We start from the raw sequence: 24,309 nt of genomic DNA on the forward strand, positions 1-24,309 counted from the left end.
TTTTGACATGTCGCGAGTGGAAGAGGTGGAACTCCAAAACTCGGGCCTACAGACCTACGGACCTGTCGGGGGAATCCCATGTCGTACCTGCGCACGTTCCTGCCGTGGATCGTCTTCGCCGTCATCCCCTCGGGGGACTGGCAGTGGGGCGCCCTGGCCGCCCTGGTGGTGGCCGTGGGCATCATCGCCCAGGAGAAGCGCTCCGGCGCCGGCTTCGACGCCCTCGTCATCGAGGCCGGCTCGGCGGTCTTCTTCGCGGTCCTCGCCGCCATCGCCTTCGCCGACCCGCATTCGGGCGTGCACGACTACTCCGCCGCCCTCTCCTCCGGCACCCTCGCCGTCATCGCCGGCCTCTCGCTGGCCTTCGGCCGGCCCTTCACCCTGGGCATCGCCAAGCGCACCACCCCGCGCGAGCTCTGGGACCTGAAGCCCTTCATCCGGGTCAACGTCGTCATCACGTCCGTGTGGACCGCCGCCTTCGTCGTGACCGCCGTCGTCCTCGCTGTGCTGGCCCACTCCGGCAGCGCCCACTCGACGCCCGCGACCGTCGTCCAGATCGCCGGCTTCGTCGTCCCGATGCTCTTCACCGTCCGCTATGTCGCCCACGTCCAGGCGAAGGCCCAGGCCGCCGGGCAGGTGGCCCGGTGACCGCCACCCCGAAGCACCTGTCCGGCAACTACGCCCCGGTCACCGAGGAACTCACCGCGCACGACCTGCCGGTGACCGGCACGATCCCGCCCGAGCTGACCGGCTGGTACCTGCGCAACGGCCCGAACCCGGCCGACACCGCCTCCGGCCACTGGTTCTTCGGCGACGGCATGGTCCACGGGATGCGCCTGGAGGGCGGACGGGCCGTCTCCTACCGCAACCGCTGGGTCCGCACCGGCCAACTCACCGACGGCGCACTGCTCTATGACGACCGGGGCCGCCGCGACCTCACCGCGGGACCGGCCAACACCCATGTCGTCCGGCACGCGGGCCGCACCCTCGCCCTGGTCGAGACCACCCTGCCCTACGAACTGACCCGCGACCTGGGCACCAAGGGGCCGTACGACTTCGACGGCCGCCTCACCACCGCGATGACGGCCCACCCGAAGACCTGCCCGGCCACCGGCGAACTGCACTTCTTCGGCTGCGGCATGCTGGAGCCCACCCACCTCACCTACCACCGGGCCGACGCCACCGGCGAGCTGGTGCTCAGCAGACCGATCGAGGTGCCCGGGCCGACCATGCTGCACGACTTCGCGCTCACCGCCGGGCACGTCGTCTTCATGGACCTGCCCGTCGTCTTCGACGTCGAACTCGCCCTGGCCGGCGGCACGATGCCGTACAGCTGGGACGACGGGTACGGCGCCCGGCTCGGCGTGCTGCGCCGCGCCGACCCGTACGGCGAGGTCCGCTGGTTCGCCGTCGATCCCTGCTACGTCTTCCACGCTCTCAACGCCTACGACGCGCCGGACGGCACCGTCGTGCTGCACGTGATGCGCTACCCGCAGATGTGGCGGCGCGACGCGGACGGCGGCACGCGCAAGGAGCGGGCCGTGCTGTGGAAATGGACCATCGACACGGTCGCCGGGACGGTCCGCGAGGAGCAGATCGACGACCGGGCGGGCGAGTTCCCGCGCGTCGACGACCGGCTCACCGGACTCGCCGCCGGACACGGCCACATGACGAGCGGCACCTGCCTGGTCCGCTACGACCTGTCCTCCGGGGCCGTCACCGCGCACGACTTCGGGCCCGGCCGCACCCCCGGCGAGGCGGCCTTCGCCCCCGCCGACGACACGCCCGGCGGCCCCGGCTGGCTCATGACGTACGTGTACGACGCCGCCACCGACCGCAGTGACCTGGCCGTCCTGGACGCCGACGACCTCACCGCGGCCCCGGTCGCCACGATCCACCTGCCGGCCCGGGTGCCGTTCGGTTTCCACGGCAACTGGCTGGCGGACAGCGATGCCTAGGCGGTGCCTTCGCGCGTGGCCCGGCGCAGAGCGATGATCTCGGCGACCGCGACCGCGACCAGCCGGCGAGCCGCGCGGGCCTTCCGTCTGGGGCGAGCCGACCGTGTCCGGGTCGCGGTGGGCGTCGCTGCTGCCCATGGCCGGGAGCCAGGCCCGCCACGGGCATCGGCGAGCGGCTGCCCGTGGCGTCACCGACCCAAGGTGTGCTGTACACCAGCGATCCGCTGCCGGCGTCGGGCTCGGGCACGGCCGAGTGGCGTACGGCGCCTTCCGACGCGACGTATGTGCGCGCCGAGTTGCGGCACGAGACGGCGGCCGGGCCGGTGCCGGGGGCGCCGGCCGTGTTCACCGATCCGGGTTACTTCCTCGGGGCGGTCGGCGGGGCATGGCCCACGCGGCCGGTCAGCTCCGTGCGGTCCTCGTCAGCTGCCGCAGTTCGATGACCGTCGCGACGGCACGCAGCCAGCGGGCGGCGGTGTCGTCGGCGGCGACACCGGCCGCGAGCTCGGTGCCGGCGGCCAGCCAGTCGCGTATGACAGCCGCCGCCTCCGGGCGCGGCAGCGGCTCGGCGAGCCCGGCGGCGTAGGCGAGGCCACCGGACCGGACGATGTCGGCGAGGAAGGCCACCGAGCGCGGCTGGGTGCCGAGGCGGTCGAGCCGCACGGCCGCGCCCACGACGCCGTCGCCGAACAGGGCGGTGCGTCGGGGGCCGGGCGGTGCTGTGAGGCCGTAGCGGAGCAGGACGGGGATGTCGAGCCGGGCCAGCTCGTCGTCGGTGCGGTCCGGGGGATGCGGGGCGGGGTTCGATACGGGGTTCATGTTTCCGGTGTCGGTGGTGTCGGCCGGCTCAGCGGACGGTGACGGTGTAGGTGACGCGCTTCGGCGCGGACTGCCGGTACGGTGCGGTCGACGCCGGGGCCGGGGTGCCGCCGCCGTCCTCGTCGCAGGTGGTGGCGAACGTGCAGTGGGTCAGCACGATCCGGGTGCTGCCCTTGCCGGTGGCCTCGAAGGTGAAGGTGAGGCTGCTGCCGGCGCCGGCCAGGTGCTTGTCGCCGGAGTCCGAGGTGCTGTGCCGCCCGCGCTCGCGGACCACGTGGGCGTCGGGCCCGGGGTCGGACAGGTACCAGTGCTCACGGGTGGAGGCGTTCTGATGGACGGTGAGCGTGAAGCGCTCCCCGACCTTCGCGGTGATGCGGGGTTCGTCGGTGGGATGCGCGACGGGGGCGGGCTCGCCGGTGCCCGACCCGCAGCCCGCGACGAGCGTCAGCAGCGCGACCGCCGCGACGACGCCGCCCGCCGCCCTGCCCCGGCGCCTCAGGCTCCGCCTACTTCGCCGTCGGGAGGTACACGCTGTACGCGTCGTTGAGTCCACTGTCCGCTGCCTTGCTCATGTGTCCGTTGATGAAGTCGTTCTCGCTGACCCACGTCGTCGAGCCCCAGGGGTTGTAGATCTGCAGCTTGTCGCCCTCCTGGCCGATGATGGTCATCGCGTGGGCGCCGTCCTTGCCCTTGACGTCGACGGGGACCGGGCGGCCGTCCGCGACCGCCTTCTCGACATCGGTCAGCACCGCCCTGCGGTCGGCGGCGCCGTCCAGGTCGTGGCGCTGGTAGTCGTCGCCGGTGGCGGCGCCGATGGTGGTGTCGGCGATGTGCTCCTGCCCGTCGGGACCCATGCCGTCCCAGTGGTCACCGCCGTCGCCCTCCGTGTGCAACCGGTGCTGCTCGGCCACCAGCCGCCGCTTGAAGGCCTCGGGGTCGTCCTCCTGTCCGCTGCGGCCGCCGGTGAGGTCGAGGGCGTAGAGGGGGTCGACCATGGCGCGGGCGGTGACGGTGGACGAGGCCACGCAGGTGCCCTCCGAGCCGTCGCCGCCCTGGATCCAGCGCTGCCCGTCGAAGGTGACGTAGTCCTTGTTGTTGTTGGAGCCGTCGGGGGCCAGGCCCTCGTCGTCCATGCTGTCCACGGCGGTGACGACCGGCGTGAGATGCCTGCGCAGCCACTCGGGGTCGTGCCCGCGGATCTTGCCCTGGAACTGCTCGATCTCCGCCACGCTGTGCCCGGCGGCCAGGGCCTTCATCAGATAGGCCCGCTCCTGCGGGCTGTCCGACCCGGCCAGCATCTGGTCCATGGCGGCCTGGTCGGCGGCGCTCAGCTGGTTCATGCGCCGGCCGGCGCGCTCCAGGTCGTGCGCGGTGAGGATCTCGTTCAGCACAGGGTCGCCGTCGACGGCACTGGTCTCGGCCAGCATCAGCTTGTCGACGGCGGTCAGGTTGCCCGTGCCCAGCTTGCGGAGGCGCGCCTCGGAGACCCACTTGTTCAGGTCCCTGGCGACGGCGTGGGCGGCGTCGTCGGCGGTGATCGCGGCCTTGTGCATGTCGCCGACGCCGAGGGAGGCGAGGGAACGGGCGTTCAGCCGGACGGCCTTCTCGTCGTCGTCCTCGATGAGGTCGTCGAACCAGCCGTCCTTGCTGCCGAGCATCCGGAGTGCCTCGTGCAGCGTCTCCCGTCCGTCGCCGTCCTGGCTCTGGGCGTCCTTAAGGGCGTCGGTGAACGTGAGCAGCGCCTGTCCGCCGCCGTAGAAGGCCCGGCCCACCGCCCCGGCGGCCCGCCCGGCGGCGGCCACCGCGTCCGAGGCGAGGACACTCGTGTTCCCGGCCCAGACGTCCGGCAGGCCCTTCTTGGCCACCCCGTCGATGCGCTTGCAGAGGTCCTGGAGGTCCTGCTTCTGGTACAGCTTGCCCAGGAACTCCAGCGTCGCCGTGTCGCCGACCGGGGCGGAGACGGCGAGCGCGTCGTTGATGGCGTCGATCAGGTCGTTCTTGCTGTCGGCCGTGGAAATGTTGTGGCACAGGTCGCCGAGCCGCGTGCGGCGGTCACCCGTGGACTCCGTCATCGCGCGCCGCTCCCTCAGTAGTCGGCCAGCGCCGACGGGCGGGTGCCGCGGGCGGGCATGGTGGAGACGTAGCCGTCACCGGCCGGGGCGGGCAGGGTGCTGAGGGAGCCGTCGCCGACCCGCACGCTGCGGACGCTGGTGTCGACCAGGCCGTCGCTGCCGGCGTACGCCCCCTTCGACAGCCGTACCTTGTCGGCCAGTTCGTGCAGCGCCGATTCCAGGGCCTTGACCTCCGCCTCCCAGGCGGCGGCGTACGCGTTGAACGCCGCGGCGGCGTCCGGGCCGCCGAGCGCGTCGTCCACGTAGCACATGCCGGGCTGGATCGCCTCGCGGATCTTGCCCGCGTCGTCGCCCGCGGCGTCCAGATCCTTCGCCTGTCCGGACATCCCGGACTTGACCGTGTAGCCGTCCGAAGACGCGCCCATCAGGCTCCCCCGTTGAAATGATCACAACTGCGCGGGAGGCTAACACGCGACAACCGGCGAAACGTTCGGGGATCACACGCCCCGCACCGAGCCGACACACCATCCCCGCCACGGCACCGTGCCGTCGGACCAGGAGAGCGACCCCTATGTCAGCCCCCGCAGACCGCAAGCACCGCGTGGTGACCGCCTTCCAACGGCGCATCGCCAACCCGCTCAACCGGAGGCTGCCGTTCCAGACCCTCCTGGAGACGACGGGCCGCAGTTCCGGCCTGCCCCGGCAGACCCCGGTGGGCGGCCGCAAGGTCGGCGACTCCTTCTGGCTGGTCTCTGAGTTCGGCTACAAGTCCCAGTACGTCCGCAACATCCAGGCCGACCCGAGGGTCCGCGTCCGCCTCGCCGGCCGCTGGCACCACGGCACCGCCCACCTCCTCCCCGACGACGACCCGGTGGCCCGCCTGCGCGCCCTGCCCTTCTTCAACAGCACGGCGGTCCGGGCGTTCGGCACGGACTTGCTGACGGTCCGGGTGGACCTGGAGGCGTGAGAACCGAGCCGACCGTGGGCGGGGAGCACAGGGGAGATTGCGGGCGTGAAGCTCACCGCCGCCCCCTCCGTCATCGAACCCGCCTGTGGCTTCCCGGAGTTGCTGCCCCACGCCCGCACGGCCGTCCGGCTCCGTCCGCGCCGCCGCACTCCCGGCCCGCGCGACAGCCACATCGGCGGCCCCCTGTGCCGGCCGGCCGCCGAGCCGTGGCCCGGAGTGCGCCGACCACAAGCACGTGGGCGGCCGGCCGTACACCGTACGGATGGTCGCGGTGGCCCAGCTGAACGCCCGGGACTTCCCGGAGATCCGTTTCCCCGACGGCACAGACCTCGTCCAGCTCCTGTGGTGCCCCGACCGGCACGACCAGCCGCACCCGGAAGGCTGGGGTCAGGCCTGCCGGCTGTTCTGGCCGCCGAGGTCACAGACCCACTCGCCGGAGCAGCCCTTCACACTGCTGGCATGATCGCGAGTATGATGAGGGGCATGACGGTCAACATGACGATGAGCCTGCCGGACGACGTGGCCGCCTTCGTAAAGGCCAAGGGCAACGCGTCCGCCTACACCACTCGGATACTGCGCCGCCAGATGCTCGCCGAGGAACTGGAACGGTCCGCGCAACTACGCGCTGAGGCTGGGATCGTGACGACGGTCGCCGAGCCGGGTGAGAGCGAGGAGGAGACCCTGCAGCGGTGGGCACGGATGGCGGGCCGGTGAAGCGCGGTCACGTCTACGAAGTGACGGTCACTGGTGGCCCCGCGCACGTCCTGGTGATCTCGTCCGACGGTCTGAACACGCAGAACAAGTGCGCCACCTGCGTGCTGATCTACCCGCAGCAAGTGCGCGAGCCCACCCTCGTCGACATCCCCGTCACCGCGCCCTCGACCGGCACCATCGTCCTCGGCGAGTTCCGCACGCTGCCCGAGCCCCGCTTCGCCCAGGACCTGGGGCCGGTGGACGAGCGCGTCTTGGAAGCCGTCGAGATCGGGCTCAGAGCCGTGTTCGATCTGTAGGCACCCGGAACCGTAACCTCACCCCGGCCACACGATCGCCTGCACCTCGCTGTACGCGTGCAGCGCGTAGGTGCCGACGTCCCGGCCCACCCCGCTCTTCTTGAAGCCCCCGAACGGGGCCTCCATGTTGCGGCCGACGGTGTTGATGCCGACCCCGCCGGCCCGCAGCTGCCGGGCCACCCGGAAGGCCCGGGCCACGTCGCCGGACCAGACGTAGTCGACGAGCCCGTACTCGGAGTCGTTGGCAAGGGCGATCCCCTCCTCCTCGTCGTCGAACGGGACGACCACGACGACCGGCCCGAAGATCTCCTCCCGGGCCACCCGCATGTCGTTGGCGCAGTCGGCGAGGAGGGTGGGCCGGACGTAGAAACCGCGCTCCAGCGGCTTCCGTTCGCCGCCCACGACCACCGACGCGCCCTCCTTCCGCCCGAGTTCGACGTACGACTCGACCCGCGCCCGGTGCTCCGCCGAGATCACCGGCCCGACGACCGTGTCCGCCTCCCGTGGATCTCCGACCTTCAACCGCCGTGCGTAACCGGCAAGTTGCTCTACCAGCCGCTCGTACACCCCGCGCTGGGCCAGCACCCGGGTCGGTGCCGTGCAGATCTGCCCGCTGTAGAAGGAGAAGGTGGTACCGATACCGGCGACGGCGGAGCCCACGTCCGCGTCGTCGAAGACGACCGCCGCGCCTTTCCCGCCCAGCTCCATGAGCTGGCGTTTCATGTCCCGCCCGCACACCTCGGCGATCCGCCGGCCGACGGCCGTGGAGCCGGTGAAGCTGACCATGTCGACGTCGGGGGACGCCACGGCGGCCTCACCCACGTCCGTGGAACGCCCGGACACGACGTTCACCACCCCCGGCGGAGCTCCGGCCGCCTCCAGGGCCTCGGCCATCCGGTAGACGGACAGCGGATCCTGCGGGGCCGGCTTCACGACCACCGTGTTGCCCATGGCCAGCGCCGGCGCGACCTTGCCGGCCGGGTTGGCCCACGGGTTGTTGTAGGAGGTGATGCAGGTGACGACCCCGACGGGCTGCCGTACCGCCAAGGCCCCCATCACCGCGGCCCGCCCCATCGGCCCGGCCTCGTTGATCTGCGGTGCGATCGCCCACTCGGCGCACTCCACGCTCGCGTACCGCCGGAACCGGGCGGCGGCCACTCCGACCTGCATCGCCCGGGCGGTCCCCGTGGTCGCGCCGGTCTCCGCGCGGGCCAGCTCGGTGTACGGCTCCATCCGGTCACGGATCACGCCGGCCGCCCGGCCCAGCACCGCCGCCCGCTCCTCCGGCCGGGTCCGCGACCACGCCCCGAACGCCTCCCGGGCCGCCGCGCAGGCCGCCCGCACCTGCTCCGGCGAGGCCTCCGGCGCCCAGCCCACGGTCTCCTCGGTGGCCGGGTCGATCACCGGGTAGTGTCCGCCGTCCGGCTCCACCCACTCCCCGCCGACGAACAGCCGCTGCCCCTTCACCGCGTACTCACCGTCCGCGTGTCGGTGCCGGACCGCAGCACCTTCCCCGGTACGGCCCCGGTCACCACGTCGTCCCGGATCGCCTCGACCCCGTTGACCCACACGGCCCGCACCCCGATCGCCCGGGAGTCCAGGCGAGGACTGTCACCCGGCAGGTCGTGCACCAGGCGGGCCTGGCCGGCGTCGATGCGCTCCGGGTCGAAGAGGACGAGGTCCGCATGCCAGCCCTCCCGCACCTGTCCCCGCTCCCGCAGCCCGAAGAGCCGGGCCGGGTCGTCGGTCAGCATCTTCACGGCCTGCTCCAGCCCGACCAGCCCGCGGCCGCGCAGACAGTCCCCGAGGAACCGGGTGGTGTACGGCGCCCCGCACATCCGGTCCAGATGCGCGCCCGCGTCGGAGCCGCCGAGCAGCACGTCCTCGTGCTGCCAGGTTTCCGCGCGCAGCGCCCAGGAGGCGGGGTCGTTGTCGGTCGGCATCGGCCACAGCACCGTACGCAGTTCGTCCTCGGCGCAGATCTCCACCAGGCAGGCGAACGGGTCCTGCCCCCGCTCCTCGGCGATGTCCCGTACGACCCTTCCCGGGAGCCCCCGGTTGGCCTCGCTGTAGGTGTCCCCGATGACGTACCGCCCGAAGTTCGCCAGCCGCCGGAAGACGCCCGCCTCCTTCGACCGGGCCCGCCGCAGCATCTCCGCCCGGACGGCGGGGTCCCGGAGCCTGGCGATCCGCTCCGGCACGGGCAGCCCGAGAATCGGCCCCCAGCCCGGGATGAGGTTGAGCGCGCAGAACGTGCCCAGGGACATGTTCATCGGGGTGAGGATCGGCATGGTGAGCGCCACCACCCGCCCACCCGCCTTCCGGGCCCGCTCGCTCGCGCTCAGCTGCCGTGGCACCCGCTCCGGAACGGCCGCGTCGACGGTGAGCACGTTCCAGTTGAGGGGCCGCCCGGCGACCGCGCTCATCTCCACCAGCAGATCGATCTCGTCGTCGCTGAACTGATCCAGACAGCCGGCGACGATCGCCTCGATCTGCGTCCCCTCGTGCTCGCCGACGGCCTTCGACAGCGCCAGCAGCTCCGCCGGCCTCGCATGCCGGGACGCGACCGGCTGCCCGTCCCCGTCCGAGTGCGTACCGGACTGCGTGGTGGACAGCCCCCAGGCCCCCGCGTCCATGGCCTCGTGCAGCAGCCGCAGCATCGCAGCGAGCTGCTCCTCGCTCGGCTGCCCCCCGACCGCCGCCGGCCCCATGACGTGCCGTCGCACCGCGCAGTGCCCCACCATGAACCCCGTGTTGACGGCGATCCGGCCGTCGAGGGCATCCAGGTACTCCCCGAAGGAATGCCAGCTCCAGGGCGCTCCCTCCTCCAACGCCACCAGGGACATCCCCTCCACCTTGGACATCATCCGGCGCGTGTAGTCGGCGTCCTCGGGGCGAGCGGGGTTCAGGGGGGCGAGGGTGAACCCGCAGTTCCCGGCGGCGACGGTCGTCACGCCGTGGTTGAGGGAGGGCGTGGCGTACGGGTCCCAGAAGAGCTGGGCGTCGTAGTGGGTGTGGGGGTCGACGAAACCGGGGGCGAGGACGAGGCCGGCGGCGTCCTCCGTGGTCCGGGCCTCCTCGGTGGCGGTGCCGACGACGGCGATCCGCCCGTCGCGTATGCCGACGTCGGCGGTGAACGCGGGCGCGCCCGTGCCATCGACGACGGTGGCGCCCTTGATGAGATGGTCCAACATGCCCGGAACCCCCTCAGACGGCCTGACGGAACCTGGACGTCCGATGAACCGGATCCGTGTCGATCTTGGGAATCACGTGCTCCCCGATCAGCCGGATCGTCTGCAGCGTCTCCTCCTTCGGCACCCCCACCGGCAACCCGAAGCTCAGCTGATCGGCGCCCGCCTGCTCCCACCGCTTGCACTGCCGCAGCACCTCGTCGGGGTCACCGCAGATGAGCAGCTCCTCCTCCACGAGCAGCTCCACGAACTCCGGCGTGTACTGGGGAAGCGTCTCCGGCCAGACAGGGAACCCCTCCGGCCGGGGGAACGTGTCGTGGTACCGGAACACCAGCGAGGGCAGATAGTGCAGCCCCCCGTTCACCGCGATCTCGATCGCCTCGGCGTGCGTCGGCGCGCAGATCGCGGTGGTCGTCACCATCACGTTGTCGTTGACGAAATCCCCGACCGGCTCGGCGTTCACGACCGCGGTCTTGTACTGCTCCAGCACCCACTCCATGTCGGACACCTTCTGGATGCTGAAGCCGAGCACGCCGAGCCCCTTCTTCGCGGCCATGGCGTACGACGGCGGGGATCCGGCCGCGTACCACATCGCCGGGTGAGACTTCCCGTACGGCTTCGGCAGGACCTTCCGCGGCGGCAGCTGCCAGTGCTTGCCCTGGAAGCCGACGTACTCGTCCTGGAGCCACATCTTCGGGAACTCGGCGATGGTCTCTTCCCAGATCTCCTTGGTGTAGTTCATATCGGTGATCCCCGGCAGAAACCCGAGGATCTCGTGGCTGCCGGCGCCCCGCCCACTGCCGAACTCGAAGCGCCCCTCGCTGAGGTGGTCCAGCATGGCGACCTTCTCGGCGACCTTCACGGGGTGGTTGACCTGGGCGAGGGGGTTGAAGATCCCCGACCCCAGATGGATCCGCTCCGTCGCGTGCGCCAGATATCCCAGGAAGACGTCGTTGGCGGACAGGTGCGAGTACTCCTCCAGGAAGTGGTGCTCGGAGGCCCAGGCGTACTTGAAGCCGGACTTGTCCGCCTGGATGACGTACTCGGTCTCCTCCATCAGCGCCTTGTGCTCGGCCAGCGGGTCGGTCTCGGCGCGCTTGCCCACGTATCCCTGTACAAAGAGCCCGAATTCCAAGGCGGTTCACCTTCCCCGAGTTTTCTGACGAACCGTCAGATCGATCCTGTTGGCCGACTGTCGCACCGAGCCCCGGCACCGTCAATAGCTGATGGCCAGTCAGATGACGGAGACGCCGGCCAGCCATCCGCCGTCGATCACGAACGGCTGCCCGGTGATGTACGAGGAGTCCGCCGAGGTGAGGAAGAGCGCGAGCCGCGCCACCTCCTCCGGCTGCCCGACCCGTCCGAGCGGCACCAGCTTGTGGTACAGCTCGTCCAGGGCCCGGCTCATCTCCTCCGGGTCGGCGTCCGGGTCGAGCCGTGCCGGGTTGGACATCGGGGTGTCGATGGCGCCCGGACAGATCGCGTTGACCCGGATGCCCCGGCCCGCCAGCTCCAGCGCGGCCACCCGGGTCAGCCCCAGCACGGCGTGCTTGGTGGCGGCGTACGTCCCCACGGCCGCCATGCCGGTCATGCCCGTGTAGGAGGCGGTGTTGACGATGGTCCCCCCGTCGGCCATCTCGGGCGCCACCGCCTTCATGCCCAGGAAGCAGCCAACCTGGTTCACCTGCACGACCTGCATGAACTCGTCCAGCGGGGTGTCCACGAGCGCGTTGAAGCGCAGGATCCCGGCGTTGTTCACCAGCCCGTCGATGTGCCCGTACGCCTCCTTGACCAGCCCGACGGCCTCCCGCCAGCCCTCCTCGGTGCCGACGTCGAGATGGACGTACATCGCGCCTATCTCCTTGGCCAGGGCCTCCCCCCGGTCGTCCAGCACATCGGCGACGACGACCCGCGCCCCCTCCGCCCGGAAGAGCCGCGCCTCCTGCTCGCCCTGTCCGCGTGCCGCCCCGGTGACGATGACGACCCGCCCGTCCAGCTTGCCCATGGCGTCCTCCTCAGTTCAGCCGGGGTGCGACCTCCGCCCCGAACAGTCCGATCTGCTCGATGAGTTCGGCCCGGCTCCGGCTACGGAACCGCACCTGGATCTGGTCCACGCCCATCGCCGGGTACGCCCGCAGCGACTCGGCGATCTCCTCCGGCGTCCCCGTGAGCGTCCGCCGCCCGACCTCCCAGCCGGCCCGCCCGACGTACAGCGGCTCGGCGATCGCGCCGACGGTGAAAGGCCCCTCGATGCCGGCTTCGGCCCGTAGGCGCTCGAGCTTCGCGATCTGCGCGGGCAGCCGGTCCCGCGAATCCCCCTGCGGCAGCCAGCCGTCCCCCTTCAGCGCGGCCCGGCGTACGGCGGCGGGCGAGGAGCCGCCGACCCAGAGGGGGACGTACGGCTGCGCGGGCCGGGGCCGCTGTCCCAGCCCCTCGAAGTCGTAGGTCTTCCCGTGATGCTCGGGGAACTCCTCCGCCCCCAGGGCGGCCCGCAGCGCGTCGATCACCTCGTCCAGCACGGCCCCCCGCCGCTCGAAGTCCACCCCGAGCACCTCGAACTCCTCCCGGACGTGCCCGGCCCCGACGCCGAGGACCAGCCGGCCGCCGGAGAGGTGGTCGAGGGTGGCGTACTGCTTGGCGGTGAGCAGCGGGTGCCGCAGCCCCACGACCGCCACATGGCTGAGCAGGCGCACCCGCTCGGTCACGGCGGCGAGGTGGGCGAGGGTGGCGACCGGGTCGTACCAGACCGTGCTCATGGCGGGGGCGAGCCGGCGCGGGACGCCCACGTGATCGCAGGCGGCGAGATAGTCGAACCCGGCCCGGTCCACGGCGCGCGCGACGGCCACCAGGTCCTCCGGCCCGGCCCCGGCCTCCCAGCCTTCCGCGAACAGGGTGCTCTGCGCCTGGACGGGCAGCTGGATGCCGTACGCCAGGGCGCTCACCGCCAGAGCCCTTCCGGGGTGAGCCCCAGCAGCTCGATGGCGTTGCCGCGCACGATCCGCTCGACCACGTCCGCCGGCAGATGCCCCATCTGGGCCTCACCGACCTCGCGGGACTTGGGCCAGGTGGAGTCGGAGTGCGGGTAGTCGGTCTCGTACAGGACGTTGCCGACCCCGATGGCGTCCAGGTTCCGCAGGCCGAAGGCGTCGTCGAAGAAGCAGCCGTAGACGTGCTCGGCGAACAGCTCGGACGGCGGCCGGGTGACCTTGTCGGCGACCCCGCCCCACCCCCGGTTCTCCTCCCACACCACATCGGCGCGCTCAAGGATGTAGGGAATCCACCCGATCTGCCCTTCGGCATACATGACCTTGAGGTTCGAAAACCGCTCGAACTTGCCGCTCATCAGCCAGTCGACCATCGAGAAGCAGCAGTTGGCGAAGGTGATGGTGGAGCCGACGGCCGGTGGGGCGTCGGCGGAGGTGGAGGGCATACGGCTGCTGGAGCCGATGTGCATCGCGACGACCGTGCCGGTCTCGTCGCAGGCGGCGAGGAAGGGGTCCCAGTCGTCGGTGTGGACGGACGGCAGCCCGAGGTGCGGCGGTATCTCGGAGAAGGCGACGGCCCGTACCCCTCTTCGGGCGTTGCGCCGTACTTCCGCGGCGGCCAGCTCGGCGTCCCACAGGGGTATGAGGGTGAGCGGGATGAGCCGCCCGTGCGCCTGCGCCCCGCACCACTCCTCCACCGTCCAGTCGTTGTAGGCGCGCACGCACAGCAGGGCGAGTTCCTTGTCGGCGGCCTCGGTGAAGGTCTGCCCGCAAAAGCGCGGGAAGGTGGGGAAACACAGGGCGGACTGCACATGGTTGACGTCCATGTCGGCGAGCCGGGCGGCCACGTCGTACGACCCGACCCGCATCTGCTCGTACGTGATGACTTCGAGCTTGACCTCGTCCCTGCTGTACCCGACGGCGGTGTCGAGCCGGGTGAGGGGCCGCCGCAGATCTTCATAGACCCACCAGTCGCCGAGCGGCCCATCGGTGCTGCCGGGTTCGCCCATGACGGGCTTGAAACGCCCGCCGAGGAAGGTCATCTCCTTCAGTGGGGCGCGCACGATCCGGGGCCCGGCCTCCCGGTATTTCCTCGGCAGCCGGTCCTGCCAGACGCCGGCGGGCTCGACGGTGTGGTCGTCGACGGAGATGATCAGCGGGAACTGTGTGGTCTCCATGGCCTTCACGGTAGCGCTTATCTGACGGTCCGTCAGCTAGTAGTGAGTGACCGGCGGTGCTTGCAAAGAGGGTGTGAGAGGTTTGTGTGCCGCACCGCGCCCCCCTGTGATCGGTGTCTCCCACGGCTGACGCAACCGCCCGGAACAAGGCAAACTGACGGGGTTGTTCGTGATGCCGAGGGGGACGAACGCATGGACGGTGGGCCGCGAGTGCCTGAGCAGCGGCGTCCCGGCTCCGTGACTGTCACGGAGCAGGAGGCGCTGCGGTTCGGCGTGCTCGGTCCGGTGCGGGCCTGGCGCGGCGAGGAGCAGATCGGCATGGGCTCGCCCCAGCAGCGCGCCCTGCTCGCCGCCCTGTTGCTGCGCGAGGGCCGTACGGCGACGGCGGCGGAGCTGATCGACGCGCTGTGGGGTGCCGAGCCCCCGTCGCAGGCACTGGCGGCGGTCCGCACGTACGCGTCCCGCCTGCGCAAGATCCTTCCCCCCGGCGTGCTGCTCAGCGAGTCCGGCGGTTACGCGGTGCGGGTGCCGGGCGAGGGCGCCCTGGACCTGGCGGTGGCGCAGACCCTGACGGCGGAGGCGGAGAAGGCACGGTTCGCCGGCGACCTGTGCCGAGCCCGGGACCTGCTGAACCGGGCCCTCTCCCTCTGGGACGGCGAGGTCCTGGCCGGCGTCCCCGGCCCGTACGCCGAGACCCAGCGGGTCCGCCTGGAGGAGTGGCGCCTGGGCCTCCTCGAATCCCGCCTGGACATGGACCTGGAGCAGGGCTGCCACGCGGAGGCGGTCTCGGAGCTGACTGCGCTGACGGCCGCGTACCCCTTGCGTGAGCGGCTGCGCGAGCTGCTGATGCTGGCCCTGTACCGCAGCGGCCGGCAGGCCGAGGCCCTGGCGGTCTACGCCGACACCCGCCGCCTGCTGGCCGAGGAGCTGGGGGTGGATCCGCGGCCCGGGCTGCGCGAGCTCCAGCAACGCATCCTGCAGGCGGACCCGGCCCTGGCGGAACCGTCGTCCCCGGCGGCGGAGACGGCGGCGGTCCCGGTCCGCCCGGCCCAACTCCCCGCCTCCGTCCCCGACTTCACGGGCCGCGCGTCCTTCGTGACCGAACTGAGCGAAGTGCTGTCCTCGGCCTCGGAGTCCCGGGACGCCGGGGACCGGGTGATGGCGGTGTCGGCACTGGCCGGCATCGGCGGCGTCGGCAAGACGACCCTTGCGGTCCATGTCGCCCACCGGGCGCGGGGCGCCTTCCCGGACGGCCAGCTGTACGTCGACCTGCAGGGCGCGGGGCCCCGCCCGGCGGAGCCGGAGACGGTACTGGGTTCGTTCCTGCGCGCCCTGGGCACGGCGGACTCGGCTATCCCGGACTCCCTGGACGAACGGGCGGCGCTCTACCGCTCGGTCCTGGACGGCCGCCGGGTCCTGGTGCTGCTGGACAACGCGAAGGACGCGGCACAGGTACGCCCGCTCCTGCCCGGTACGGAGGGCTGCGCGGCCCTGGTGACCTCCCGCGTCCGCATGGTCGACCTGGCGGGCGCACATCTGGTGGACCTGGACGTGATGTCCCCCGACGAGGCTCTTGCTCTCTTCACCAAGATCGTGGGCGAGGAGCGGGTGGCGGCGGAGCGGGAGGCGGCGCTGGACGTGGTGGCGGCGTGCGGTTTCCTCCCGCTGGCGATCCGCATCGCGGCGTCCCGGCTCGCCGCCCGGCGTACGTGGACGGTCTCGGTCCTGGCGGCGAAGCTCGCGGACGAACGCCGCCGCCTGGACGAACTGCAGGCCGGCGACCTGGCGGTGAAGGCCACCTTCGAGCTGGGCTACGGCCAGCTGGAGCCGGCCCAGGCCCGGGCGTTCCGCCTGCTGGGCCTGGCCGACGGCCCGGACATCTCCCTGGCCGCCGCGGCCGCTGTCCTCGACCTGCCCGTGGAGGAGACCGAGGACCTGCTGGAGTCCCTCGTGGACACGTCGCTGCTGGAGTCGGCGGCGCCGGGACGCTACCGCTTCCACGACCTGGTCCGGCTCTACGCGCGTGCCTGCGCGGAGCGGGACGAACAGCCGCCGAGCGAGCGGGAGGCTGCGATGTCGCGGTTGCTGGACTTCTACCTGGCTACGGCGGCGGAGGTTTTTGCGATCGAGCGGCCCGGCGATCGTCTTGTGGACCACCTGGAGAAGACCAGCGTGTCCGGACTGGTCTTCGTCGACCGCCGCGCGGCCTGGGACTGGCTCTACTCCGAGGCCGTACCGCTTCTGGCTTGTGTACGGCAGTCCTCCAATGGGGCTTCGCTCCGGCGCGCCGTCGACCTGCTGTGGGCAGCGGTGGACCTCGCGGAGTCGGGGGCGAACTTCAAGGAGTACGAGGCGGCCGGCGCGGCCCTGCGCGACGCCTCGCACGCCGCGTCCGACATACGGGCCGAGGGCCGCGCCACGCTGGTACTGGCCAACGCACGCCACTGGTCGGGGCAGTTCACCCAGGCCTATGAGGAGGCACGACAGGCGCTCGCCCTGTCGGAGGCCGCCGACGATCCGCTGCCGTGCTGCTGGGCCGCGAACATCCTCGGAGTCTTCGCGTACTACCAGAGCCGTTACGCCGAGGGTGAGGAATTCCTGGAGCGTGCCATCGCGGACTTCCGCGCCTGCGGCGACCTCTCCGGCGCAGCAGCGGCGCTGTGCAATCTCTCACGCCTTCACCTGCAGACCGACCGGGCCGACAGCGCAGTGCATCTCGCGCGGCAGGGCACCGAGATGTACGAGGAGCTGGGGCACTCCCTGAAGGCGGCCAACGGCCACTACGCCCTGGGGCTGGCCCTCGGCAAGAGCGGCCAACTGGCCGATGCCAGCTCCCATCTGAACCAGGCCCTGGTCGCCTTCCGCGCCAGCAGGCAGCGGCTGTGGGAAGGCATGACCCTCTTCCGGCTCGCCGAAGTGGACCTGCTCGCCCAGCAACCGGCCAGGGCCGCCGCCAACGCCGAGATGGCCCTGACCCCGCTCAGGGAGATCGGCGGCGAGTGGCGGCGCGGCAACGTGCTGACCGTACTCGGGAAGGCGCTGAACGGGATCGGACACACGGGCCGGGCCCAGGTCTGCTGGCGCGAGGCCCTGGAGATCTACGAACGGCTGAACTCCCCGGAGGCGGCGGAGGTCCAGGCTCTCCTGGCTCCGGCCGCCGCTCCCTGACCTGGGCGCTGTCCCGGCGTTCATCGATCGTTTATCGCCCCGCGGCAGTCTCATGGATACCGGGCCGCCGTGTCGGGGGGCAGACGGACCAGCCGGTGAGACCGCCACACTCTCGATCTAGAGTGGGCGACTCCAGCGGCCCATCCGGCCACACTCGGGGGAGTGTCCGGATGGGCCCGCCACAGCTACAACGCAATCTCCAAGGGGAGCACCTGATGAGCGACATCACCAAGGACGAGCCGGTCGTCACGCCGGACAACACGCACATCACCGACGCCAAGGCCGGCACCGAGGTCAAGCCGCTCAACACCCACATCACCGACGCCGAGGCCGGCACCGGCGTCACGCCGCTCAACACCCACATCACCGACGCCGAGGCGGTGGCCGCCGACGGCACGGTGACTCCGGACAACACCCACATCACGTCCGAGCCCGCCTGATCAAAGACCGACGGGGGACCGGCCGCGACGGCACCGAGGGGGAGCCGTCGCGGCCGACGCGTGTCCGGGACCGATGCCCTGACCCGCTGCCACGAACCGTCGCTCACTCCGCCCCCGCCAGCTCGCACCACACCGTCTTGCCCTCCACCCCCTGCTCCACGCTCCAGTGCAACGCCACCGCATCCAGCAGGGCCAGGCCGCGCCCCGCCTCGTCGTCGGGCGCGCTGGGCAGGCACACGGGAAGAGCCTGCCCGGCCGGGTCCGTGACCTCGACGCGGACGCGATCGCCGTCGGTCCGGGCCACCCGCACACGGACCACGCTCCCCTCCCCCACATGCCGGATGACATTCGTGACGAGTTCGGTGACGCAGAGCTGAACGTCGGCGCAGGGAGTGCCCAGATAACGGCGGACGGTGCGCCGCAGGCCCTGGAGCGCCTTCGGTACGGCGACGAGCTCGACGTCCAGAGGCAACCGGCTAGGCTTACGGCTCTCACTCCGCAGCGCCCTCACCAGCTTGCGTGCCGTCGCCGTGTTGCAGTTGCCGAGCGCGACCAGGCCGGCCTGGGGCTGGTACCTGCCCGCGAAGCTCGGAAGGTCCACCCGGAGGGAGGGCAGGGTGATGCCATGGTCGGAGAGGGCGTCGCGCAGGTCTTCCACGCAGAGGGTGGTGTCGAAGGTGGAGTTGACGGGGCGGCCGGCGGGGGGATTCGAGGACGACACGGTTGCGTACGCCTTCCTGTGCTCTCTGTGACGAAACAGTCACACGGTGGCGCCTCCGTCGGTACCTTTTGAAGAGGTTTCGGCTGCGCAAGCGCAAGTGGCAAACGGCGGTGATGAGTTGTGCCCCCACGCAAAGACCCTGACGCCTCGGCGAACGTCCCCTCCTTCTACGGCGCCGAGTTGCGCTATCGACGGGAACTGGCGGGCCTCACCCTGGAACAACTGGCCGAGGGAAGCTTCCGGGGCGTCCCCTTCCTGAGCCAGATCGAGCGAGGTGAGCGGCGCATGCCGGTGGATCTGGCTCGCCATGTCGACAAGGTGCTGGGGACGGACGGGTTTTTCGAGCGACGCTGTGAAGACGCCCGCCGGGCACGGCAGTCGGGGCATGCGGAGTACTTCGCGGATGTGGCGGAGATGGAGCAGCACGCGGAGACGATCGAGGAGTGGGCGCCGATGCTGGTGCCAGGGCTGGTCCAAACTCAGGCGTATGCCGAGGCCGTCGTACACACGTCGCTGCCCTGGCTGCCGCCGGAGACCGTCGACAAGCAGGTCCGCGCCCGGCTGCAGCGCGCGGAGATCTGGGAACGTGAAGAGCGCCCCTCGTTCTGGGCGGTGCTGCACGAATCCCTCGTCCGCAAGCCGCTTCTGCCCCCAACGGAGATGGCGGAACAGCTGGACCACATCGCTCACGTGATCCGCTCGACACAGGGTGTTCTGCAGATCCTCTCGGAAACGGCGAGCACCCACCCGTTCATGATGGGCATGATGAAGGTGATGACCTTCCCGGATGCCCCGCCGGTCGCCTACACCGAGGGGCTCCACAATGGCCAACTCATCGACTATCCGGCGCTCGTGAAGGACTACCGCAGGTCGTACGATCTGCTCAGGGCCGCGGCACTCCCGCCAGAGGCGTCCCTGGCCATGGTCGAACAAGCGGCAGAGGACTACCGAGATGGCAAGCACCGGGATTGACCTGAGCACAGTCGTGTGGCGCAAGAGCAGCTACAGCAACGGAAGCGGTGGCGACTGCGTCGAAGTCTCCTACGCTCACCCCGGCGCAGTCCCCGTCCGCGACTCGAAGAAGGCCCAGGAAGGGCCTGTACTCCTCTTCCCGCCCCTCGCCTGGGGTGCGTTTCTCGACTCGCTGAAGGACTGACGCGCCTGGTTATCCACAGGGCAAGCGGCAGTACGAGGTTTCTGCGATCTTGCCCAGGTGGAGCGGACGGACCTGAGGGCGCTGGCGGACCGGGGCGTCCTCCTCACCTCACGTGCCGTGGAGGCCGGCTGGCCCCGGCGCAGCCTCACACGTGCGCTGCGGGCAGAGGGCTGGACCCGGCTGCGGCAGGGCGCTTGGGCCGAGCCGGGACGGGACCCGGACCTGCTCACTCACCTCCGCGCCGTGCTGCTCCGCGAACCCCGTCTGATCGTGAGCCACGGTTCAGCGGCCGCCCTCTGGCGGATCGAGATGCTCGGGGGTGGCCGCAAGGCACCACTGGAGTTCATCGACCCGCAGCTCGTCCTCCGTGGTGTGAGCGACGGCGTGCGCGTACACCGGATGCCGCTCAGCACGAGGGACGTGGTGGAACGGCAGGGGCTGCGGCTCACCAACCCGACCCGCACGCTCGCCGACCTGCTCCGGCGCGGTCCGAGGGACGAGGCGATCGTCTCCGTGGACTCGGCGCTGACGTACCGCAGGGTCGGGCGGGTCCGTCGCGCACCACTCACCAGGTACGACGAGATCGAGGCCGCGCTTGAGACGACGCTACAGGGGTCGGCCCGGGCCCGGAACTGGCTGCGCCTGACCGACCCCCTCGCCGGTTCACCCGCCGAGACCGTCGCCCGACTGCGCATGTACGACGCCGACCTGCACCCCGAGAGCCAGGCCGAGCTACGAACCCCGGACGGCAGTCGCCGCGTCGTCGACTTCCTGTTCCGGGCCGCAGGGCTAGGGGTGGAGATCGAGGGGTACGCCTACCACGGAACTCGTGACGCCCATCGAAGGGACGTTGCCCGCTTCAACCAGATCCTGAGGTGTCCGGAGATCCGTAGCCTCCTCCGCTTCAGCGCCGAGGACGTCTTCCAATGCCCTGAGCACATGGTCGAGGAGATCAGGGCCACCTTGGCTGCCCTGGCCGGCGATTCCCTGTGGCCGTGGGGGCCGCCCGCTTCTTAGCCCGTGTCGTGCTTCCACGAGTGAGAAGCGAGCGGCCCGGAAGGCGGGTGACCTGGCGGGGTTTGCGGCGTGGGGTCGGCTGCGTTCTGGGCCGGGGCCGGCGGGCGCGGCCGCGCCTCGCCTGCACGCCGGGTGAGGTTGGCGGCTTGCCGTGAGTGGGTGCAGATCCCAACCCCACGAAGGTCGGCTTGGCGACGCGGGATCTCCTGGCGTCTGAGGGCCCCGAAGGTGGGGCCTGCAGAAATTGGATTCTTTGGGCGCCTTCCTCTTCCTCTGCCTACGGCAGTCAGCCCTCCCGGCCGGCCCAAGTCTGCCAATTGCTCATCATCCCGCGGCTCTGCCGCCCGCACGCCGCCACCCGGCCCTGCGGACCGATCAGCCAGCGCGCCGCCCACCCATGGCCGACAGCCGCCAAACCACCGGGCAGCCCGACCACCCCTGGCGCCCACCCACCCACCGCAAGCCGCCGAGCCCACCCGGCGTGGAGGCCAGGCGCGACCGCGCACCCTCCGCCGACGACGCGAACGCAGCCGACCCAAGGGGCCGGTACCGGTAAGTCGACCGCTTCCCCGGGCTGCCCGCTCGCTTCTCACACGTGCTGGAGCGAGGTGGGTCAAGGGTGGCCCGGAGGGCCATCGGCGGAGCCGACGCGTAGCGCCCTCGACGCAGCTCGTGGAAGCACGACACTGGCCGAGAAGCGGGCGGCCCCACGGCACCCCATCGACGCCGGCTCGGTCCAGCCTCCCTCTCACCCCCGCCCCCGCAAAACGCCCTTCACCACCTTCCCGCTCGCGTTCCGCGGGAGTTCCGGCACGAACTCCACCGACCTCGGCACCTTGTAGTTGGCCATCTCGCGGCGGGACCACGCGATCAGGTCGTCCGAGGTGAGGATCGAGCCGGGGCGGCGGAGCACGAAGGCCTTGGCGACCTCGCCCAGGCGGGCGTCGGGTACGCCGATCACCGCCACGTCGGCCACATCCGGGTGGGTGCCCAGCAGTTGCTCTATCTCCGCCGGGTACGCGTTGAAGCCGCCGACGATGAACATGTCCTTGATGCGGTCCGTGATGCGCAGGTTGCCCGTCTCGTCCAGGACGCCCACGTCGCCCGTGTGCAGCCAGCCGTCCGGGGAGATCGTCTCGGCCGTCGCCGCCGTGTCGTCGTAGTAGCCGCGCATGACGTTGAAGCCGCGGACCAGGATCTCGCCCGCCTCACCGGGCGGTACCGGTGTGCCCGTCGCGTCCACCAGGCGTATCTCCGTCCCCGGGATCGCCCGGCCGGAGGTGGAGGCGATGACCGACGGGGCGTCGCCGCGCCGGCACATCGTGACGATGCCGCTCGCCTCCGAGAGGCCGTACGCCGTGAGGACCGTGTCCACGCCCAGTTCGGCGCGCAGGCGTTCCACCAAGCGCAAGGGGACCACGGCCGCTCCTGTCACCACCAAGCGCAGCGCCGAGAGGTCGTGGGCGTCTCGGGACGGGTGGTCCAGCAGCGACTGGTGGAGCGTGGGCGGGCCGGGCAGGACCGAGATGCGTTCCGACGCGATGTTCGCCAGTGCCGTCTCCACGTTGAACACCGGCTGCGGAATCATCGTCGCCCCGCGCATCAGGCAGGCGATCACCCCGGCCTTGTAGCCGAAGGTGTGGAAGAAGGGGTTGATGATCAAGTAGCGGTCACCCGTCCGCAAGCCGGCCAGGTCCGCCCAGATCTCGTACGCCCGGAGGGTCTGGGTGTGCGTGATCATCGCCCCCTTGGGGCGGCCCGTCGTACCCGACGTGTAGATGATGTCCGACAGTGCCGAGCCGGCCAACTCCGCTCGTCGCCCGACCACTTCGGTCGCGCTCACCCCCTCCCCTCCCGCCAGGAAGTCCTTCCACGTGCGGAAGTCCGGTGGCGCGTCCTCCGACAGGACCACCACCTCCCGCAGTCCGGGCAGTCCGGGCAGCGGGCCGGCGCCGGCGCCCCGGCCGTCCGGCACCCCCTCCCCCTCCCCCGCCGCCCGGCGCAGGCTCGCCACATACGACGCGCCCAGGAAAGTGCCCGTCACGAACAGCATCCGGGCGCCGCTGCGGCGCAGTACGTCCGCCGCCTCCGCGCCCTTGAAGCGGGTGTTGAGCGGGACGAGGACCGCGCCCGCCGTGACCGCGCCCAGGGCGGCCGTGATCCAGTCCAGGGAGTTGGGGGCCCAGACCGCGACCCGGTCGCCCACCTCCACACCGCTCGCCAGGCAGGCCGCCGCCGCGCGCTCGACACGGGCGCCGAGTTCGGCGTACGTGATCCTGGTACGGCCCTCGACCACCGCCTCGGTGTCCGCGTACTGCTCGGCCGACCACCGGACCAGATCAGGGATGGTGTCGATGGTGTCCCAGTCACTCATCACAGGCCCCCTGCACAGCGCCGCCAAACTACTGACTGTCCGTCAGATTAGCTGTAATCTGACGCACTGTCAGGTCGTCGTGTGTGAGGGGGACGCCATGGCAGTCACCGGCATCAAGGACGCCACCGCCATCGTCGGGATCGGGCAGACCCCGTTCGCCAAGCACCTTTCGGAGGACGAGAAGACGCTCGCCTGCCGGGCCGTGCTCGCCGCGCTCGACGACGCGGGGATCGCGCCCGGCGAGGTCGACGGACTCGCCTCCTACACCATGGAGGAGACCGACGAGGTCGAGCTCGCCAAGGCCGTGGGGTTCGGGGATCTGACCTTCTTCAGCAAGGTCCCGTACGGCGGCGGTGGTTCCTGTGCCACCGTCGCGCATCTGGCCGCCGCCATCGCCTCCGGGCAGGCCACCGTCGGCGTCGCCTGGCGGTCGCGGAAGCGCGGGTCCGGGCCGCGGCCGTGGACCAACACCCGCGTCCAGCTGCCCACCCCGGCCCAGTGGACCCGGCCCTTCGGGCTGCTGCGCCCCGCCGACGAGATCGCCATGCTCACCCGCCGCTACATGCACGAGTACGGCGCCACCCGCGATCACCTCTTCAACATCGCCCTCGCCTGCCGCAACCGCGCCAACCAGAATCCGGCCGCCGTGATGTACGAACGGCCGCTGACCCGCGAGATGTACATGACCTCGCGATGGATCAGCGAGCCGCTCTGTCTCTTCGACAACTGCCTGGAGACGGACGGGGCCCTGGCCTGTGTCCTGGTGTCCGAAGAGCGTGCCCGGGACTGTCGTACCAAGCCCGTGTACGTCCACTCCACCGCCCAGGGGCTGCCCGCCCAGCACCACGGCATGGTCAACTACTGGACCGACGACCCCCTCACCGGGCCCGCCTGGACCGCCGCCCGGCATCTGTGGAAGCACGCCGACTTCACCCCGGACGACGTCGACGTGGCGCAGATCTACGACGCGTTCACCCCGCTCGTCCCGCTCTCGCTGGAGGGCTACGGCTTCTGCGGGCGAGGGGAAGGGGGCGCCTTCACCGAACAGGGCGCCCTGGAGATCGGCGGGCGGCTGCCCCTCAACACCAGCGGGGGCGGGCTCTCCGAGGCCTACGTCCACGGCTTCAACCTCATCAACGAAGGGGTGAAGCAACTGCGCGGCACCAGTACCGCCCAGGTGCCCGGCGCCGCCACCTGCCTGGTCACGGCCGGCGAGGGCGTGCCCACCTCCGCTCTCCTGCTCAGGAGCTGATC

General features: G+C 71.2%; 24 protein-coding genes and 1 pseudogene. 13 read left to right on the forward strand and 12 right to left on the reverse strand.

Translation table 11 applies throughout. From position 1 onward, the window contains the following. Positions 1-78 precede the first annotated feature (78 nt). From AB0M27_RS03875 to AB0M27_RS03885, 3 genes and pseudogenes are all read left to right on the forward strand, one after another. Complete coding sequence (locus AB0M27_RS03875) at positions 79-648, forward strand: hypothetical protein (RefSeq protein WP_365717602.1); 570 nt, start codon at positions 79-81, stop codon at positions 646-648. Beyond that, positions 645-1,958: a carotenoid oxygenase family protein gene (locus AB0M27_RS03880; RefSeq protein ID WP_365717604.1), complete on the forward strand. Its 1,314-nt coding sequence runs from the start codon at positions 645-647 to the stop codon at positions 1,956-1,958. Before AB0M27_RS03875 ends, AB0M27_RS03880 begins: the two co-directional genes overlap by 4 nt. A 197-nt stretch (positions 1,959-2,155) precedes the next feature. After that, positions 2,156-2,401: pseudogene (locus tag AB0M27_RS03885) on the forward strand (hypothetical protein); the annotation flags it as partial. Here AB0M27_RS03885 and AB0M27_RS03890 read toward each other — a convergent pair. Genes AB0M27_RS03890 through AB0M27_RS03905 form a run of 4 tightly spaced genes read right to left on the reverse strand, consistent with a single transcriptional unit; the run spans position 2,361 to position 5,274 of the window. Continuing rightward, positions 2,361-2,777, reverse strand: a complete 417-nt coding sequence (locus AB0M27_RS03890; protein WP_365717606.1) for a hypothetical protein — start codon at positions 2,775-2,777, stop codon at positions 2,361-2,363. The pseudogene AB0M27_RS03885 and the gene AB0M27_RS03890 sit on opposite strands and share 41 nt — an antisense overlap. Positions 2,778-2,805: 28 nt before the next feature. Then, entirely contained in the window at positions 2,806-3,330 is a 525-nt protein-coding gene (locus AB0M27_RS03895) for a protease inhibitor I42 family protein (protein ID WP_365717608.1), read from the reverse strand. Further along, positions 3,284-4,849 (reverse strand): peptidoglycan-binding protein, encoded by a 1,566-nt coding sequence (locus AB0M27_RS03900; protein WP_365717610.1) that lies wholly within the window; start codon positions 4,847-4,849, stop codon positions 3,284-3,286. Before AB0M27_RS03900 ends, AB0M27_RS03895 begins: the two co-directional genes overlap by 47 nt. Before the next feature lie 14 nt (positions 4,850-4,863). Continuing rightward, entirely contained in the window at positions 4,864-5,274 is a 411-nt protein-coding gene (locus AB0M27_RS03905; RefSeq protein WP_365717612.1) for a hypothetical protein, read from the reverse strand. A 146-nt stretch (positions 5,275-5,420) separates the two neighbouring features. Between AB0M27_RS03905 and AB0M27_RS03910 the strand changes: the two genes are divergently transcribed. From AB0M27_RS03910 to AB0M27_RS03925, 4 genes are all read left to right on the forward strand, one after another. Continuing rightward, entirely contained in the window at positions 5,421-5,816 is a 396-nt protein-coding gene (locus AB0M27_RS03910) for a nitroreductase/quinone reductase family protein (protein WP_365717614.1), read from the forward strand. 235 nt (positions 5,817-6,051) lie between these two features. Beyond that, on the forward strand, positions 6,052-6,279 hold the full coding sequence (locus AB0M27_RS03915) for a hypothetical protein (RefSeq protein WP_365717616.1): 228 nt from the start codon (positions 6,052-6,054) through the stop codon (positions 6,277-6,279). Next, positions 6,276-6,530 (forward strand): hypothetical protein, encoded by a 255-nt coding sequence (locus AB0M27_RS03920; RefSeq protein ID WP_365717618.1) that lies wholly within the window; start codon positions 6,276-6,278, stop codon positions 6,528-6,530. Before AB0M27_RS03915 ends, AB0M27_RS03920 begins: the two co-directional genes overlap by 4 nt. After that, positions 6,506-6,826: a type II toxin-antitoxin system PemK/MazF family toxin gene (locus tag AB0M27_RS03925; RefSeq protein WP_365717620.1), complete on the forward strand. Its 321-nt coding sequence runs from the start codon at positions 6,506-6,508 to the stop codon at positions 6,824-6,826. Before AB0M27_RS03920 ends, AB0M27_RS03925 begins: the two co-directional genes overlap by 25 nt. Positions 6,827-6,844: 18 nt before the next feature. On the opposite strand, the gene AB0M27_RS03930 is transcribed toward AB0M27_RS03925, so the two are convergent. From AB0M27_RS03930 to AB0M27_RS03955, 6 genes are all read right to left on the reverse strand, one after another. Continuing rightward, entirely contained in the window at positions 6,845-8,293 is a 1,449-nt protein-coding gene (locus AB0M27_RS03930; RefSeq protein ID WP_365717622.1) for an aldehyde dehydrogenase family protein, read from the reverse strand. After that, positions 8,290-10,020 (reverse strand): D-aminoacylase, encoded by a 1,731-nt coding sequence (locus tag AB0M27_RS03935; protein ID WP_365717624.1) that lies wholly within the window; start codon positions 10,018-10,020, stop codon positions 8,290-8,292. The genes AB0M27_RS03930 and AB0M27_RS03935 overlap by 4 nt, the downstream gene beginning before the upstream one ends. 13 nt (positions 10,021-10,033) lie before the next feature. Next, on the reverse strand, positions 10,034-11,152 hold the full coding sequence (locus AB0M27_RS03940; RefSeq protein WP_365717627.1) for an LLM class flavin-dependent oxidoreductase: 1,119 nt from the start codon (positions 11,150-11,152) through the stop codon (positions 10,034-10,036). A gap of 99 nt (positions 11,153-11,251) precedes the next feature. Then, positions 11,252-12,022 (reverse strand): SDR family oxidoreductase, encoded by a 771-nt coding sequence (locus tag AB0M27_RS03945; RefSeq protein WP_365717629.1) that lies wholly within the window; start codon positions 12,020-12,022, stop codon positions 11,252-11,254. A gap of 10 nt (positions 12,023-12,032) precedes the next feature. Continuing rightward, positions 12,033-12,965 carry an LLM class F420-dependent oxidoreductase gene (locus AB0M27_RS03950; RefSeq protein ID WP_365718174.1) on the reverse strand — a complete coding sequence of 311 codons (933 nt, stop codon included), beginning with the start codon at positions 12,963-12,965 and terminating at the stop codon, positions 12,033-12,035. Continuing rightward, positions 12,956-14,179 (reverse strand): amidohydrolase family protein, encoded by a 1,224-nt coding sequence (locus tag AB0M27_RS03955; RefSeq protein ID WP_365717631.1) that lies wholly within the window; start codon positions 14,177-14,179, stop codon positions 12,956-12,958. The genes AB0M27_RS03950 and AB0M27_RS03955 overlap by 10 nt, the downstream gene beginning before the upstream one ends. Before the next feature lie 192 nt (positions 14,180-14,371). On the opposite strand from AB0M27_RS03955, the gene AB0M27_RS03960 reads away from it, so the two are divergent. Together AB0M27_RS03960 and AB0M27_RS03965 are read left to right on the forward strand one after the other, a co-directional pair. Further along, positions 14,372-17,347 (forward strand): BTAD domain-containing putative transcriptional regulator, encoded by a 2,976-nt coding sequence (locus tag AB0M27_RS03960; RefSeq protein ID WP_365717633.1) that lies wholly within the window; start codon positions 14,372-14,374, stop codon positions 17,345-17,347. 215 nt (positions 17,348-17,562) lie between these two features. Continuing rightward, positions 17,563-17,787, forward strand: coding sequence for a hypothetical protein (locus AB0M27_RS03965; RefSeq protein ID WP_365717635.1), 225 nt, complete (start codon positions 17,563-17,565; stop codon positions 17,785-17,787). Positions 17,788-17,890: 103 nt separating this feature from the next. Here AB0M27_RS03965 and AB0M27_RS03970 read toward each other — a convergent pair whose 3' ends face one another. Then, positions 17,891-18,508 (reverse strand): ATP-binding protein, encoded by a 618-nt coding sequence (locus tag AB0M27_RS03970; protein WP_365717637.1) that lies wholly within the window; start codon positions 18,506-18,508, stop codon positions 17,891-17,893. Positions 18,509-18,628: 120 nt separating this feature from the next. On the opposite strand from AB0M27_RS03970, the gene AB0M27_RS03975 reads away from it, so the two are divergent. From AB0M27_RS03975 to AB0M27_RS03985, 3 genes are read left to right on the forward strand one after another with little or no spacing between them, the layout of a single operon-like run. After that, positions 18,629-19,480, forward strand: coding sequence for a helix-turn-helix transcriptional regulator (locus AB0M27_RS03975; RefSeq protein ID WP_365717639.1), 852 nt, complete (start codon positions 18,629-18,631; stop codon positions 19,478-19,480). Next, the gene (locus AB0M27_RS03980; RefSeq protein ID WP_365717641.1) at positions 19,461-19,664 is read left to right on the forward strand and encodes a DUF397 domain-containing protein; all 204 of its coding nucleotides are present in this window, start codon (positions 19,461-19,463) and stop codon (positions 19,662-19,664) included. The genes AB0M27_RS03975 and AB0M27_RS03980 overlap by 20 nt, the downstream gene beginning before the upstream one ends. 57 nt (positions 19,665-19,721) lie before the next feature. Next, a complete protein-coding gene (locus tag AB0M27_RS03985) occupies positions 19,722-20,681 on the forward strand; it encodes a hypothetical protein (protein ID WP_365717643.1) in 960 nt (319 codons plus the stop codon). A 748-nt stretch (positions 20,682-21,429) separates the two neighbouring features. Here AB0M27_RS03985 and AB0M27_RS03990 read toward each other — a convergent pair. Beyond that, positions 21,430-23,055: a FadD3 family acyl-CoA ligase gene (locus tag AB0M27_RS03990; protein ID WP_365717645.1), complete on the reverse strand. Its 1,626-nt coding sequence runs from the start codon at positions 23,053-23,055 to the stop codon at positions 21,430-21,432. A gap of 97 nt (positions 23,056-23,152) precedes the next feature. On the opposite strand from AB0M27_RS03990, the gene AB0M27_RS03995 reads away from it, so the two are divergent. Further along, positions 23,153-24,307: a lipid-transfer protein gene (locus tag AB0M27_RS03995; RefSeq protein WP_365717647.1), complete on the forward strand. Its 1,155-nt coding sequence runs from the start codon at positions 23,153-23,155 to the stop codon at positions 24,305-24,307. Positions 24,308-24,309: the final 2 nt, after the last annotated feature.

This window comes from Streptomyces sp. NPDC052107, assembly GCF_040680215.1.
Taxonomy (GTDB): domain Bacteria; phylum Actinomycetota; class Actinomycetes; order Streptomycetales; family Streptomycetaceae; genus Streptomyces.

Excerpts from the sequence above, each read along its gene's own strand:
- AB0M27_RS03875 (WP_365717602.1), top strand. The coding sequence starts at position 79 with ATGTCGTACCTGCGCACGTTCCTGCCGTGGATCGTCTTCGCCGTCATC.
- AB0M27_RS03910 (WP_365717614.1), top strand. The coding sequence starts at position 5,421 with ATGTCAGCCCCCGCAGACCGCAAGCACCGCGTGGTGACCGCCTTCCAA.
- AB0M27_RS03935 (WP_365717624.1), bottom strand. The coding sequence starts at position 10,020 with ATGTTGGACCATCTCATCAAGGGCGCCACCGTCGTCGATGGCACGGGC.
- AB0M27_RS03890 (WP_365717606.1), bottom strand. The coding sequence starts at position 2,777 with ATGAACCCCGTATCGAACCCCGCCCCGCATCCCCCGGACCGCACCGAC.
- AB0M27_RS03960 (WP_365717633.1), top strand. The coding sequence starts at position 14,372 with ATGGACGGTGGGCCGCGAGTGCCTGAGCAGCGGCGTCCCGGCTCCGTG.
- AB0M27_RS03905 (WP_365717612.1), bottom strand. The coding sequence starts at position 5,274 with ATGGGCGCGTCTTCGGACGGCTACACGGTCAAGTCCGGGATGTCCGGA.
- AB0M27_RS03955 (WP_365717631.1), bottom strand. The coding sequence starts at position 14,179 with ATGGAGACCACACAGTTCCCGCTGATCATCTCCGTCGACGACCACACC.
- AB0M27_RS03900 (WP_365717610.1), bottom strand. The coding sequence starts at position 4,849 with ATGACGGAGTCCACGGGTGACCGCCGCACGCGGCTCGGCGACCTGTGC.
- AB0M27_RS03990 (WP_365717645.1), bottom strand. The coding sequence starts at position 23,055 with ATGAGTGACTGGGACACCATCGACACCATCCCTGATCTGGTCCGGTGG.
- AB0M27_RS03980 (WP_365717641.1), top strand. The coding sequence starts at position 19,461 with ATGGCAAGCACCGGGATTGACCTGAGCACAGTCGTGTGGCGCAAGAGC.
- AB0M27_RS03945 (WP_365717629.1), bottom strand. The coding sequence starts at position 12,022 with ATGGGCAAGCTGGACGGGCGGGTCGTCATCGTCACCGGGGCGGCACGC.
- AB0M27_RS03920 (WP_365717618.1), top strand. The coding sequence starts at position 6,276 with ATGATCGCGAGTATGATGAGGGGCATGACGGTCAACATGACGATGAGC.
- AB0M27_RS03995 (WP_365717647.1), top strand. The coding sequence starts at position 23,153 with ATGGCAGTCACCGGCATCAAGGACGCCACCGCCATCGTCGGGATCGGG.
- AB0M27_RS03965 (WP_365717635.1), top strand. The coding sequence starts at position 17,563 with ATGAGCGACATCACCAAGGACGAGCCGGTCGTCACGCCGGACAACACG.